The following is a 12,857-nucleotide window of genomic DNA, read 5'->3' as shown; positions in this document are numbered from 1 at the left end:
AGAACTTCGTCAGAAAAACGCGCCCGTTGGCGGTAGTTGACCGTTCAGCAGATTCTGGCCGAGCAGCCGCTCCTTGTAGAGACGCGGATTGTGCGAAGCGATCACCTTGATATTGCGCCAGTGCCGGTCGAGCGCGGCGACGCTCGACACGGCCGAGCCTGAACCGAGATCGATGAGCCAACTCGCCACTTGCGGCGCGAGATCGTCGATCACGACCTTCGCTTCGGACGCGGTGAGCGTCGCGGCCAGCGTGCTCGCATACTCGTCGGGCGTGCCGTGGTGCGTGAGGGCGTCCTGCAACGTCTGCACCGCGCGGTCCGCCGTGGCTTCGATACTCGCAGCGTAGGCGCGGATGCGGCCGAGCAAGGCCTGCAACGCGGGCTCGTCGGCGGGCTGCGCGGCCTCGCCGTGGTAGAAGTTGCGCTGCCGCGTGCGCAGCACGTCGACGGCATCCTGCACCACGCGCCGCACGATCCCCGCGATGCAGTTGGTCAGATACACCTGGTGGAACGTGAAGCCCCAGGGCGCGGCGTCGGGCGCTTTGGGCGGGTCGGGCGGATAAACGTGCTCGGGCCGCACCACGACATCGCGAAACCGTGCCGTGCCCGAGCCGGTGAGGCGCTGGCCGAAGCCTCGCCAGTCGTCTTCGGTGGCGACGCCCGGGCCGCGTTCGAGCACGTATTGCACGGTCGCGTTCGCGCGGCTTTCGATCGCCTGGCCGACAAAGGCGTCGTTGTAGAGGTTGCCCGTGGCATAGACCTTGTCGCCCGACCCCAGATAGACCTGCTTGCCCGCATCCCATTCGAGCCGGCTGAGCACGCGGCTTGAGCGTGCGCCCGCGGCCGTCGCGTCGTTCTCGACGAAACTGAGCCCGACGGTCTTGCGCTGTCGCGCGAGATCGAGCACGTGCGCATGGAACGGATGCTCGCGGCGCTGCAACGCCGCTTCGACTTGCCAAAGATGATTGCGAAACGCGTGGGCGATGTTCGAGTCGGCAGCGGCGAGATCGCGCGCGACCGTGAACAGTCCGCTCAGCGACACGCCGTGGCCGCCGTCTTCGACGGGCAGACGCAGCGCGCCGAAGCCGAGCGCTTTCAGCGCGGCGATGGCTTCATGCGGCAGACGTTGCTCGCGTTCGCGTTGTGCCGCCGTCGCGGCGATCTCGTCGATCGTCGCCGCGAGTCCGAGCGAGGCGGACAACGCGGAGACCTGCGCGTTCGGGTTCGCGGCCTGCGTGGAAGTTTCAGCCATACATTTTCCTGTTCATGGCGCAGCGGGCTGCGCCGGGTCGTGCCTCAGACTTTGACGCTGTAATCGGCGACCTTGATCGGCGCGCTGATGATCTTGCGTTGCGCGAGCCAGTCGGCCGCGCGCTGGAACTGGGCCATGAAGGCTGCGTCGTCGGGTTCGTGAAACTGATTCACGCGTTTGAGACTCGCGAGATAGTCGCGGACCTGATCCGGATATTTCGCTTCGCGTTGCACGAGCCGCTCCGATTCCTCGGGATGCTGCGATTGCCACGCGCCTTCGACGTAATACGCATCGAGCACGGCGCGCACCAGTTCGGAGTTTTCTTCCGTAAACTTGCGGCGCGACACCAGCGAACTGTAGTCGATCAGGAAGTCGAGATCGCGACCTTCGTTGAAGATGTCTTTCGCGTCGTTCGCATAACGCGCGATATCGACGGCGGGCGACCACATCGACCAGGCGTCGACGCGGCCTTGCGCGAAAGCGGGCGCCGCATCGGGCGGATTCAGATAGACGAACTCGACCTTGCTGCGATCGACATGATTTTTTTCGAGCGCGGCGATCAGCAGAAACTCGCCGAGTCCGGAACGGTTCACCGCCACCTTGCGGCCCGCGAGATCGGCGACCGAATTGATCTTGCTGCTCTTCTTCACGATGATCGCGGTGGAGCGCGGCGAGTACACGTCGAAGCCGGTGAAGACGATAGGCGAACCGGCCAGCATCGCGGCGAGCGCGGGCGTAGTCGATCCCCAGAAGCCGAAGTCGGCGCTGCCGCCCACCACGGCCTGGATCTAGGGCGCGTGGTTCGGGAAGGGGCCGACCCATTCGACCTTGATGTTCTTCGCGGCCAGCGTTTTCTCGAACACGCCACGTTGTTTCGCGATATCGGGCAGCGCGCCATAGCCCCAGCCGATGCGCACGGTGTCGGTGTTGCGGGTGAGTTTGGCTGGCGCGGCTTGTGCGGCTTGCGCGGCTTGAGCCGCAGGAAGCAGGCGCGCGGCGGCCGCGCCGGCCAGCAGTCCACCCGCCGCGCGCAACAGGCGGCGGCGAGTCAGTGAAGCATCATTCATTCGGTATCCTTGTTAATTGTGTAGCGTGTTTCGGTGCGTCAAAGCCTCAATGCTCCTGCACGCCGAGTTCCGCGAGGAGCGTCTGCCGCAACGCTTGCGGCGTGTGATCTTCAGGTTGAAACGCGGCCGCAATCCGGCCCGCGCGCATGACGAGAATGCGGTCCGCGAGCACGAGCGCTTCGTCCACGTCGTGCGTCACGATGAGCACGCCCGGCGCATGGCGCGCCACCAGTTCCTTGACGAGCCCGTGCATCTTGCGGCGCGTGAGCGCGTCGAGCGCGGCGAACGGCTCGTCGAGGAGCAACAGCGCGGGATCGCGCACGAGAGCGCGCGCGAGCGCGACACGTTGCGCCTGACCGCCGGAGAGATGGCGCGGCCAGTCGAGTTCGCGACCTGCGAGGCCGACTTCGGCCAGCGCGCGCGATGCGCCGCTGCGTCCGATGGAAGATTCGTGGCCGAGCGCGACGTTCTCCCACAACGTCGCCCACGGCAGCAGACGATGCTCCTGAAACACCACGGAAGGACGCGCGGGCGCGCGAATCTGTCCCGCATCCGGTGTGTCGAGACCCGCGAGCGCGCGCAGCAGCGTGGTCTTGCCGCAACCGCTTTCGCCCAGCAACGCGACGAATTCGCCCTTGCGAATCTCGAGGTCGAGTGCGTCGATCACGACGCGCGAGCCATACCGTCGCTGAAGTCCGCGCACGGATACGGCCAGCGTCGAGTCGGCGGATGCGGTTTCGATGTCGTTGTTGCGCTGAATAGCAGCGTTCGCGCGCGGCGACAAGGTGGCGGAGGCGCTCATGCTTTTTCTCCCTTCGTGTAATTCGCGTGCCACGACAGGAAGCGCGTTTCGAGCGCGCGAACCAGCGCGTCGGCGACCACGCCGATGATCGCGTAAATAATCATGGTCAGCACAATGACGTTGGTTTGCAGGAATTCGCGCGCGTCCATCGCGAAAAAGCCGATGCCTTTGGTGGTCGCGAGCGTTTCGGCGATCACGAGCGCGAGCCATGCGTGGGCGAGCGCATAACGCACGCCGGTGAGGATGGCGGGCATCGCGCCCGGCAGAATGATGCGTCGCACGACGGCGGGCCACTTCATGCCGATCACCTTGGCCAGTTCCATCAGCTTCGGATCGATCTGGCGAATGCCGAGCATCGTGTTGATATAGACGGGAAAGAGCACGGCGAGCGCGACGAGAAAAATCTTCGCGCCTTCGCCCACGCCGAACCACACGATGACCAGCGGCAGCATCGCGAGAAACGGAATGGCGCGCACCATCTGGATCGAGCGGTCGAAAAGCGCCTGCGCGAGCCGCGAAAAGCCGACGAGCACGCCCAGCGCCAGACCGATCGTGCCGCCAATCAGAAAGCCGGTCAGCGCGCGCAGCAGCGAAACACCGAGGTGCACGAACAGGTCGCCGCTGCGGGCCAGATTCCAGGCGGTCTCGGCGACGCTGCTGGGCGACGGGAGCACTTGCGGTTCGATCCAGCCCACGCGCGCGGCGAACTCCCAGATCGCGAGAATCAGAATGGGGATGGCCCACGAGAGCCGGTTATAGAAGCGATCGCCGCTGAACAGCGAGGCGGCCCGCGACGGTGAGAAGTCGCGGTGCGAGGAAGAGGTGACGTCAGCCATGTCGGTTCCGTGATGGAGATGGACGGAGATAACCGTGGGTAAAAAGCCTTCCATGCGGTTGGCTGCGTGGCCTACCTGGCGCGACGCATGGCAGGATGGCTTGCACGACTTCGCGAGGCAGGGTTCGCCCGACATTCGGGGGGTGCGGCGGTTGTCCGCACGCTGTATTGCAAAAATCCGCGTTTGTGCGCCATGAAGCTGGCTATTAAAAGCGCATAGGCATGGCGCTGACAAACGGTTTTTTATGCTTTGCTTTTCGGAAATGCTGCGCTGGAATTCACACTTGCCTCATGCGCATGTTGCATGATTAAATGTGAAAAACATGTGCATGCAGAATGGTGGCCGGGTGTTGGTCAGGTGCTGTCGAACGCCCTGGCTCGACAGCCTTCGCCGCTATCTGGCGGTCTGCGGCGGAAAGTAATCGGGCAGGCGATAGCCCTGATAAGTGGCGTTGTGAAGGATGGCGGTGCGAAAGGCGTCGGCGCGATAGGCGGCCACAATATCGGCGGTTGCCTGTGAATTTCGGTTCGATGCTTTCACGACCACCTGGTTCACATACGGCGACTGCATGTTTTCGAGCGCCAGCGCTTCAGTCAGCTTGTGGCCGCTGGAAATGGCGAAGTTGCCCTGAATCGCCGCGAAATCCACGTCTTCGAGCGCACGCGGCGCCTGCGCCGTATCGAGCGGTACGATGCGAATCCCGGCGGGATTGGCGATCACATCATGTTCGGACACATCCACGGGATTGGGATTCTCGCGGATGCGGACCCATCCCACCGCCTGCAATATCTTCAGCGCGCGTTCGAGATTGACGGGGTCGTTCGGCACCGCCACCGTGGCGCCGCGCTTCACATCCGATAGCGCGTGATGGCGCGTCGAATAGAGGCCCATTGGCGGCGTCGGCACCTGCACCACGCCCACGAGATCCGTGCCATTGCGATCGTTATAGGCTTTCAGATAGACGCTGTGCTGCATCACGTCGGCGGCGATTTCGTCGTGCCACACGGCCTGATTTGCTTCGAGCCCAGTGCTGAAATTCACGTACTGCACAGTGTAGCCCTTGCGTTTGAGTTGCGGCTCCACGCCTTCGCGGAATTCATCGGCATACGGACCGGGAACGAAGCCCACGCGCAATACGCGCGGCGCGGTGTCGGCTGCGTGCGTGACAGGCGATTGCAGCGCGAACAGGGCAATCGTGGCAAGTAACGTTCGTGTGAATAATCGATGCCGCATGATGGCTCCTTCCACGTGGGCTGAATGAAGTCATCGATTATTCGTAAGCGCCGGGCGCGCGGTCAAACAACGAAAAGTGCAATGCGATCGTGCGCGCGTGGTTTGCTTCGACGCCATGGTTACGCAGCGGTTACGCAGCGCGCGCCATGACGTGCGAGTCCAACGCAGGCGCAGGCATAACCACATGCCAATTCGGTGGTTAGATGCATGCCGCTGTCTCCCTATACTTTTTCTCCTGGTGAATTTCGCGTTTCGGGAGTGCGAGCGAGATGAGTAGAACTTCGGCGGCCAATACACCGCGCCAGTTGCATCTGAACGTCAATATTCTGCATTCGGGTTTCGTGCCGTCGGCATGGCGTCTCGACGATGCCGATCCGCGCGCGTTCGTCGATGTCGCGCATTATGTGCGCGTCGCGCAACTCGCCGAACGAGCGAAGTTCGACGCGGTCTTTCTCGCTGACAATGCGGCTATCGTCGACCAGATCGACTTTCGTCCGATCACCGCGCTCGAACCGACGATTCTGCTCGCGAGCATCGCGGCGGCGACCACGCATATTGGCGTGATCGGCACGGCGTCGACGAGTTATAACGAGCCGTATAACATCGCGCGCCGCTTTGCCACGCTCGATCATGTGAGCGGCGGGCGCGCCGGCTGGAACGTTGTGACGACGGCCGATCTGTCCTCGGCGCGCAATTTCGGCCACGATACGGTGCCGGACCACGCGCAGCGCTATGCGCGCGCGGCCGAGTTCACCGAGGTGGTCAAGGCGCTCTGGGATAGCTGGGACGATGATGCTTTCGTTGGCGACAAACAGGGCGGCCGTTTTATCGACGTGACGAAGGTGCGGCCCGTGGCGCACGAAGGGCGCTTTTTCAAGGTGCAGGGGCCGCTGAATCTGCCGCGCTCGCCACAAGGGCATCCGGTGCTGGTGCAGGCCGGTGCGTCAGGCGATGGCCGCGATCTCGCCGCGCGCCATGCGGAGGCGGTGTTCTCGGCGTCGCAATCGTTCGAGGAGTCGGTTGCGTACCGGCGCGATCTTCACGTTCGCGCCGCGGGTTACGGGCGTGCGCATGGCGTACAGGTGCTGGCGGGGCTCACGACCATCATCGGCGCGACCGAAGCGGAAGCGTTAAAGCGCCGCGATGAACTCGTCGATCTGATTCCGTGGCGCTACAGTCTCGCGCGGCTGGCCGGCACGCTGGGCATCACGCCGGACCAACTCGATCTCGACGCGCGCCTGCCCGAGAATCTCGCGCTGCCGAACGGCGGCAACGGCAATCACACGTTCTTTCACGCGACGCTGGCTCAGGCGCGGCGTGGCGGTTATACGGTGCGCGAATTGATTCGCGCGCTTGCGGGCGGCGGGGGGCATCGCGTGATCGTCGGGACGCCCGAGCAGATCGCCGACGATATCGAGCACTGGTTCAAGGGCGAAGCCGTCGACGGTTTCAATCTGATGCCGGACGCGTTGCCGGACGGTCTCGCTGCATTCGTCGACGGCGTGGTGCCGATTCTGCAGCGGCGCGGACTCTTTCGAACCGAATACGCGGGTCGCACCTTGCGCTCGCATCTCGGTCTTGAGCGGCCGACGCGGGTCGACGTAACGGTGTAACGACGTGACGACGTGACGACGTGACGACGTCAATGCCTGTGATCCGGCTGCGTGTTGCATAAGTATTCCTGAAATGCTTGGTTGTCCGATGAAATATCGGGGAATAGATTGGACCTTATGCAATGCCACGGAGGCGTCGTTATGTCGATTCCGATTTCAGCCCTGTTTTTCAAGGTATTCCGCAGCGAGCCTGCGCGTTCACGCGACATCGTTGAAGCGAAAAATGCGCGCGAGGAAACGCACGAACGCGTGGAGCGCGCCGCGCTCTATGCGCGGCACGGATACTTTCACCTGAGCTATACGCCGCTGCTTTATCCCTTCGTTCCGGAAATCCCGCTCGAATAAGCGCGATCATCCTCCCTACGCTTGCCTGCGCGTTTAATCTCGTGCGTCGGCAAGCGCCACGTCTTTTCAGTGCCAGAAAACGAGTGCGCGCAATTCAATACTGCGACGCGGCGCGGCGTCATCCGGCGTGTGCGGATCGTCGAAAGCCGTGTGCGCGGTGAATCGCGCCGTCCCTTCCTCGCGCGAATCGTAGATCTTGAGCAACAGCACTTCGTCGGCGCGCAGTCGGGGAAAATAAAACCAGCGATGTCGCGCGTTCGCGAGAAACGAATACGTTTCCCCGGTTTTGTCACGGTAGACGAGATCGGTGGGTACGAGATCGTCGGGCGCAATGGAGCGTGCGTCGCAGAGTGCGAGCGGCAATTGCTCGACTTCGTTCAAAGGCCGCCACAGATTGATGATCGCGAAGCGCCGCTGAAGACGCTGCGCGGCTTCGTCCGCGTCCAGATGATCGCGAACGCGCCTCGGCCCCGAAACGAAAGTCTGATCGTTATGCACGCGGCGTACTGGTTCGCGCAGCGCGGCGTTGGCGCGTGAACCGCGTGCGCTGTCGCGCAGCGTGTGATCGAAGAACACGACTTTCGCGGCGCCCGTAATCGTGCGCAGCAGCGCTTCGGCTTCGGGCAGGTAGACGTCGCGGATTTGCGCCTCGTCGCTGAAATCGTGCAGCGCGCTTGCGTGCGCGACGTGCTGGAATCCTTGCTTGTCGAGCGAAATGCCGCCGTTTTGCGCGAGTGGGCGCGCATTATGAATCGTTACGCGGCGTGGATCGAGCGTGCCCGAACTCCACGGTATGCCCGCAGGCGGTTCGAATGTGTAATTGACGGGCCGGACCGTGCCCGGCGCGAGATAGTTGAGTTCCGCTTCGACGGACGGGGCGGCGAACGGCAGCGCCTGCGCGTCCGGGTGGGCTGGCGGGGCGGCTAACACGGTGCTCATGAGTGCTCCGATGATCAGAACATACGTTCAAGATCATTCAAAGCTAGTCGCCGGCCGAGGTTTTTAGAACGAACGAAACCTCATATGTTTATGAGGCGGCGTTTGCCACTACGCGTACAGAATCTTGATGCCGAGACCGGTGATCCAGTCCGCGAATTCGGCATCGAGCCCTTCATCGGTAATCAAATAGTCGATCTGGTCCATCGCGCCGAAAGTCGCGAACTCGCGCTTGCCGAACTTCTTCGAATCGGCGAGCAGATACACCGTTTTCGCCGCGTCGATCATCGCGCGCTTCACGTGCAGGTCGATGAAGTCGGGATAGGAAATACCCGATTCCATGGCGACGCCGCCCGCCGCGAGAAAGAGTTTGTCGACGAACATGCCCTCGAAAAAAGTCGACGCCTTTTCGCCCGACACGGCGATCGTTTCCGCCTTGAAGATGCCGCCTGTGAGCATCACGCGGTTGGTCGGCTCCGCGCCGAGCAGGATGGCAATGTTTAGCGCATTGGTGACGATGCGCAGATTCTGGCGGTCAAGCAGATTCTTCGCGAGTTCGGTCGTGGTCGCACCGCAGTCGAGAATGACGGCGTCGCCGTTCGCGATGAGCGTCGCCGCCTTGCGGCCAATCTGCGCTTTTTCCTCGCTCGTCGGCAGAATGCTGGCGCTCGGCACTTTGGGGGCGGGCTCGGCTTGCGCGGTCTTGAGGCGCACGTTGCCATGAACGCGCTCGACGTGTCCGAGGCGCTGCAACTCGTCAATGTCTTTTCGAATGGTGGGCATCGAAACGCCGAATTCGCTGGAAAGCTCCGAGAGCTTGACCAGCTTGGCCGCCTGCACCTTTTCGAAAATCTTCTCTGTTCTGGTCCTTTGGTCCATGTTTTTTCCCTGCAAGCCGCCCGCGCCCGCAACCCCGGACGTTATGGCCTGTATTTTGCCCGATTCGCGGCCGTATCGCGACCGACCTGGTGTTTTCCCTCTTTGCTTTGATTTCTCTTTGACTTTCTAAAGAAAGTAACAGAAACTGCATTCCACGCAAACAGGAAGTTCGGGAGCAGGGAATGGAAAACCCCTACAAGCAGTCTGGCGAGCCGCTGCACAGGCGGGCGCAGGAGATCCGCAAGAAGATCTGCGTGATGAATTCGGCGGCGAAGAGCGGCCATACGGGCGGCGACATGTCGGAAGCGGACATCCTCGCGGCGCTGTATTTCCATGTGCTCCGCTACGAGGTGCAGGGCGATCGCACCGTGAAGTGGCAGGACGAATTCATTCTCAGCAAGGGCCACGGCGTGGGCGGTCTCTATTCCTGTTTCGCGGAACTCGGCTGGCTCGAAGGCAGCGAACTGCCTACCTATCTGCAGGACCATTCACGGCTGCCGGGCCACCCGGTGCGGCAAAAGCTGCCGACGCTCGTGACGGTCAACACCGGCGGCCTGGGTCACGGCATGCCGATCGCGGCGGGTCTCGCGATGGCCAAACAGCGCCATGCTCAAGCGTCGGAGGGTCCGGTCGGGCGCGTGTTCGTGCTGACCGGCGACGGCGAACTCGAGGAAGGATCGAACTGGGAAGCCGCGATGGCGGCGGCGCATTTCGAGCTGTCGAACCTCGTCGTGATCGTCGACCGCAACCGCCTGCAACTCGCCGACTTCACCCACAACATCATGGATCTCGACCCGCTGGACGAGAAATTCCGCGCGTTCGGATTCGAGGTGCACGACGTCAATGGAAATGATTCGGACGCAATTTGGAAACTAATCGAAAGTCTCGACACCGGAAATAGAAAGCCGAAAGTGTTGATCGCGCACACCATCAAGGGCCGTGGCGTGTCGTTCATGGAGAACGTGCCGGCCTGGCATCACAAATTCCCTGACGAGCAACAACTCAAGCAGGCACTGGAGGAGCTGGACCATGCGTAATTCCGCCGATTTGCGCGACGGTGCGGTCAGCGCGCTGAGCCGCCTGACGGCTGCGGGCGAGGACATCATCGTGATGGTGGCCGACTCCACCTCGACCTCGAAGATCGGCCCGTTTCTCGAAACCTATCCCGAGCGCGTGATTAACGTGGGCATTGCCGAGCAGAACATGGTCGGCATGGCGGCGGGCCTCGCGCTGGGCGGACATATTGTGTTCACGGCCAATGCCGCGCCGTTCCTCGTGGGCCGCGCGAACGAGCAGGTCAAGAACGACATCTGCTACAGCGCCACCAACGTGAAGATGCTGGGCCTGAACGCGGGCGTGGCCTACGGTCCGCTGGCGTCCACGCACCATGCGATCGACGACATCTCGATCATGAGCGGCTTCGGCAACGTGCAGATTTTCGCGCCGTGCGACGAAGCCGAAGTCGTGCAGATGATCGACTATGCGGCCGCCGTCGACGGCCCGGTCTACATCCGTCTCGACAACGCGAAATTTCCCGTCGTTCACGACGCGTCGTACCGCTTCCAGCCGGGCCGTCCCGACGTGCTGATCGAAGGCCGCGGTGTGGCCGTGATCGCGCTGGGTTCCGTGGTCGGCGAAGCGCTCGAAGCGTGCGAGCGTCTGCAGCAGCAAGGCGTGCATCCGACGCTCGTGAATCTCTCCTCGCTGCGTCCGCTCGATCAGGACGCGCTTGCGACGATCATCGAACGCCACGACGCGATCGTCACGGTCGAAGAACATTCGCTGCATGGCGGAATCGGCGCGATGGTCGCGATGCTGATGGCGCGCCGCCAGATTCCGCGCCGCCTGACCACGCTCGGCGTGACCGAAGGCGAATTCGCGCAATACGGCACGCGCAAAGGCATTCGCCGCCATTACGGTATCGACGCCGATGGCATTGCCGAAGCCATACAGGCACAATCCGCGCGCTGACGCTGAGTGTCGCGACACATCGTCGAGCATCTAATCGCCGCCCCCAGAGGCACAAGAAGGAGACAGAAAAGTGAGCATTCAATATGACGTGTCGCTGCGCCACGGCGTCGATTTCGACTTTCGTCTGGACGGCAAAGTCGCGGTCGTGACCGGCGGCCTCGGCGGCATCGCCATGGCGACCAACGCGGCGCTGATCGCGAAAGGCGCGCGCGTTGCGATCCTTTATCCGGCGTTCGAGGAGCCGCGCGTGCAGGCCGCCGTCGAAGAACTCGGCGCAGCCAACGCGCAAGCTTTCGCCTGCGACGTCGCCAACGAAGCCGACGTCGAGCGCGCCATGAAAGCCGCGGTCCAGCATTTCGGCGACATTCATCTGCTCGTGAACGCCGCGGGCTGCATCACGCTCACGCCCGCTGAAGATATCGGCTTCGACGAATGGCAGAAGCAGATCGCCGTGAATCTCACCGGTCCTTTCCTCTGTTCAAAGCACTTCGCGCGTCACGTATTGGCGCGCGGGCATCGCGGCAAGATCGTCAACATCGCCTCGCAGGCGGCGACCGTCGCCATTGACCAGCACTGCGCCTATACGTCGGCGAAGGCGGGCTTGATCGGCATGACCAAGGTGCTCGCGAAGGAGTGGGCCGCGCGCGGCATTACCGTGAATACGGTGTCGCCGACCGTGGTGCTGACGCCGATGGGCGCGGCGGCCTGGGACGGTGAAAAAGGCGAGAACATGAAGAAGCTGATTCCGGTGGGCCGTTTCGCCTATACCGACGAAATTGCCGCCGCCATTCTGTTTCTGCTCTCAAACGGCGCGGACATGATCACCGGCGCGGACATCATGATCGACGGCGGCTACACCATTTGCTGACATGGCAGTGCGGGTGCGGCATCGCGCAACGCGAGCCGCTTCTTGAAGAAAAAGAAGTTCAATCCGGAGACAAAACATGTGGAAGAAGCTTGCACTCACGGCCGCGGTCGCTGCCACTTGCGTAGCGGCACTGCAACCGGTCGACGCGCTCGCGGCGAGTAAAGGCACGATCGCGATTCTCGTGAACGCGCTCGACAATCCGTATTACGCGGCCGAAGCAAAAGGCGCGGAAAAGGAAGCGAAGAAACTCGGTTACGACACGATCGTGCTTTCGCATGGCGAGGACGTCAACAAGCAAAACGAACTGGTGAATCTCGTCATCGGCAAGGGCGTGAAGGGCATCATTCTCGATAATGCCGATTCGAATGCGAGCGTGGCGACGGTGCGCACGGCGAAAGAAAAACATGTGCCGGTGGTGCTGATCAATCGCGAGATTCCGAAAGACGGTATCGCCATCGCGCAGCTCAGCCATAACAATCTGGAAGCCGGCTCGGAAGTCGCGCAACGCTTTGTCGAAGCGATCGGCGAAAAGGGCGACTATGTGGAGCTGACCTGCAATCTCGCGGATAAAAACTGCGTGACGCGCTCGCAGGCGTTTCATCAGGTGCTCGACCAGTATCCGGATTTGAAGATGGTCGCGCGTCAGGACGTGAAGGGCGCGCTGCTGCCGGCCAAGCAGGCGATGGACTCGATTCTTCAGGAACATCAGAACATCAAGGGCGTGATTGCGGGTAACGGTCCGGCGGCGCTCGGCGCAATTGCTTCGCTCGATTCGGCGAACCGCAAGGACGTGATCGTCATGGGTATCGACGGCAGCAACGACGAACGCGATTCGATCCGCGCGGGCAAGCTGAAAGCCACTGTCATGCTACAGGCGCAAGGTATTGCGCAGCACGGCGTCGATCTGCTCGACAAATACATTCGCACCGGCTCGACGGGCGAACCCGAACGTCAACTCACGCGCGGCATCCTGATCACAAAGGACAACGCCTCGAAAGTGAACGATTTCTACTACACCAAGTAACGGATTGCCGGTGTCAAACGGGCACGGCGTGC

Annotated in this window: 12 protein-coding genes and 1 pseudogene; 6 read left to right on the top strand and 7 right to left on the bottom strand. The window is 62.3% G+C overall.

What is annotated here, in order from left to right:
* Nucleotides 1-9: 9 nt before the first annotated feature.
* The 5 genes and pseudogenes from BMY06_RS23075 to BMY06_RS23055 all read right to left on the bottom strand — a co-directional run bounded on the left by BMY06_RS23075 (nt 10) and on the right by BMY06_RS23055 (nt 5,189).
* Complete coding sequence (locus BMY06_RS23075) at nt 10-1,251, bottom strand: acyl-CoA dehydrogenase family protein (protein WP_074985493.1); 1,242 nt, start codon at nt 1,249-1,251, stop codon at nt 10-12.
* Nucleotides 1,252-1,295: 44 nt separating this feature from the next.
* Nucleotides 1,296-2,318: pseudogene (locus BMY06_RS23070) on the bottom strand (NrtA/SsuA/CpmA family ABC transporter substrate-binding protein).
* Between the two features lie 46 nt (nt 2,319-2,364).
* Nucleotides 2,365-3,120, bottom strand: coding sequence for an ABC transporter ATP-binding protein (locus BMY06_RS23065; protein WP_074985491.1), 756 nt, complete (start codon nt 3,118-3,120; stop codon nt 2,365-2,367).
* A complete protein-coding gene (locus BMY06_RS23060) occupies nt 3,117-3,956 on the bottom strand; it encodes an ABC transporter permease subunit (RefSeq protein ID WP_074985489.1) in 840 nt (279 codons plus the stop codon). Before BMY06_RS23060 ends, BMY06_RS23065 begins: the two co-directional genes overlap by 4 nt.
* Before the next feature lie 393 nt (nt 3,957-4,349).
* Nucleotides 4,350-5,189: a MetQ/NlpA family ABC transporter substrate-binding protein gene (locus BMY06_RS23055; RefSeq protein ID WP_074985487.1), complete on the bottom strand. Its 840-nt coding sequence runs from the start codon at nt 5,187-5,189 to the stop codon at nt 4,350-4,352.
* A 269-nt stretch (nt 5,190-5,458) separates the two neighbouring features.
* Here BMY06_RS23055 and BMY06_RS23050 point away from each other — a divergent pair, with 269 nt between their 5' ends.
* Together BMY06_RS23050 and BMY06_RS23045 are read left to right on the top strand one after the other, a co-directional pair.
* Nucleotides 5,459-6,802 (top strand): LLM class flavin-dependent oxidoreductase, encoded by a 1,344-nt coding sequence (locus BMY06_RS23050; RefSeq protein ID WP_074985485.1) that lies wholly within the window; start codon nt 5,459-5,461, stop codon nt 6,800-6,802.
* 81 nt (nt 6,803-6,883) lie between these two features.
* Nucleotides 6,884-7,147 (top strand): hypothetical protein, encoded by a 264-nt coding sequence (locus BMY06_RS23045; protein WP_124263327.1) that lies wholly within the window; start codon nt 6,884-6,886, stop codon nt 7,145-7,147.
* Nucleotides 7,148-7,213: 66 nt separating this feature from the next.
* Here BMY06_RS23045 and BMY06_RS23040 read toward each other — a convergent pair whose 3' ends face one another.
* Both BMY06_RS23040 and BMY06_RS23035 read right to left on the bottom strand, forming a co-directional pair.
* Complete coding sequence (locus BMY06_RS23040; RefSeq protein WP_074985483.1) at nt 7,214-8,086, bottom strand: CmcJ/NvfI family oxidoreductase; 873 nt, start codon at nt 8,084-8,086, stop codon at nt 7,214-7,216.
* 108 nt (nt 8,087-8,194) lie between these two features.
* Nucleotides 8,195-8,962 (bottom strand): DeoR/GlpR family DNA-binding transcription regulator, encoded by a 768-nt coding sequence (locus tag BMY06_RS23035; protein ID WP_074985481.1) that lies wholly within the window; start codon nt 8,960-8,962, stop codon nt 8,195-8,197.
* Between the two features lie 182 nt (nt 8,963-9,144).
* Between BMY06_RS23035 and BMY06_RS23030 the strand changes: the two genes are divergently transcribed.
* The 4 genes from BMY06_RS23030 (at nt 9,145) to BMY06_RS23015 (ending at nt 12,825) form a co-directional block, all read left to right on the top strand.
* Entirely contained in the window at nt 9,145-9,999 is an 855-nt protein-coding gene (locus BMY06_RS23030) for a transketolase (protein ID WP_074985479.1), read from the top strand.
* Complete coding sequence (locus BMY06_RS23025) at nt 9,992-10,933, top strand: transketolase family protein (RefSeq protein ID WP_065059788.1); 942 nt, start codon at nt 9,992-9,994, stop codon at nt 10,931-10,933. The genes BMY06_RS23030 and BMY06_RS23025 overlap by 8 nt, the downstream gene beginning before the upstream one ends.
* A 70-nt stretch (nt 10,934-11,003) precedes the next feature.
* Nucleotides 11,004-11,801, top strand: a complete 798-nt coding sequence (locus BMY06_RS23020; RefSeq protein ID WP_074985477.1) for a GolD/DthD family dehydrogenase — start codon at nt 11,004-11,006, stop codon at nt 11,799-11,801.
* A gap of 76 nt (nt 11,802-11,877) precedes the next feature.
* Nucleotides 11,878-12,825, top strand: a complete 948-nt coding sequence (locus BMY06_RS23015) for a D-ribose ABC transporter substrate-binding protein (RefSeq protein WP_080180739.1) — start codon at nt 11,878-11,880, stop codon at nt 12,823-12,825.
* The last annotated feature ends 32 nt before the right edge of the window (nt 12,826-12,857 follow it).

Source organism: Paraburkholderia tropica (assembly GCF_900109265.1).
GTDB lineage: Bacteria > Pseudomonadota > Gammaproteobacteria > Burkholderiales > Burkholderiaceae > Paraburkholderia > Paraburkholderia tropica.
The sequence above is the reverse complement of the archived record's forward strand: the minus strand, read 5'-3'. Positions and strand labels throughout refer to the sequence as shown.

Coding starts and splice junctions, on each gene's coding strand:
- BMY06_RS23075 (WP_074985493.1), bottom strand. CDS start 1,251: ATGGCTGAAACTTCCACGCAGGCCGCGAACCCGAACGCGCAGGTCTCC.
- BMY06_RS23065 (WP_074985491.1), bottom strand. CDS start 3,120: ATGAGCGCCTCCGCCACCTTGTCGCCGCGCGCGAACGCTGCTATTCAG.
- BMY06_RS23060 (WP_074985489.1), bottom strand. CDS start 3,956: ATGGCTGACGTCACCTCTTCCTCGCACCGCGACTTCTCACCGTCGCGG.
- BMY06_RS23055 (WP_074985487.1), bottom strand. CDS start 5,189: ATGCGGCATCGATTATTCACACGAACGTTACTTGCCACGATTGCCCTG.
- BMY06_RS23050 (WP_074985485.1), top strand. CDS start 5,459: ATGAGTAGAACTTCGGCGGCCAATACACCGCGCCAGTTGCATCTGAAC.
- BMY06_RS23040 (WP_074985483.1), bottom strand. CDS start 8,086: ATGAGCACCGTGTTAGCCGCCCCGCCAGCCCACCCGGACGCGCAGGCG.
- BMY06_RS23035 (WP_074985481.1), bottom strand. CDS start 8,962: ATGGACCAAAGGACCAGAACAGAGAAGATTTTCGAAAAGGTGCAGGCG.
- BMY06_RS23030 (WP_074985479.1), top strand. CDS start 9,145: ATGGAAAACCCCTACAAGCAGTCTGGCGAGCCGCTGCACAGGCGGGCG.
- BMY06_RS23025 (WP_065059788.1), top strand. CDS start 9,992: ATGCGTAATTCCGCCGATTTGCGCGACGGTGCGGTCAGCGCGCTGAGC.
- BMY06_RS23015 (WP_080180739.1), top strand. CDS start 11,878: ATGTGGAAGAAGCTTGCACTCACGGCCGCGGTCGCTGCCACTTGCGTA.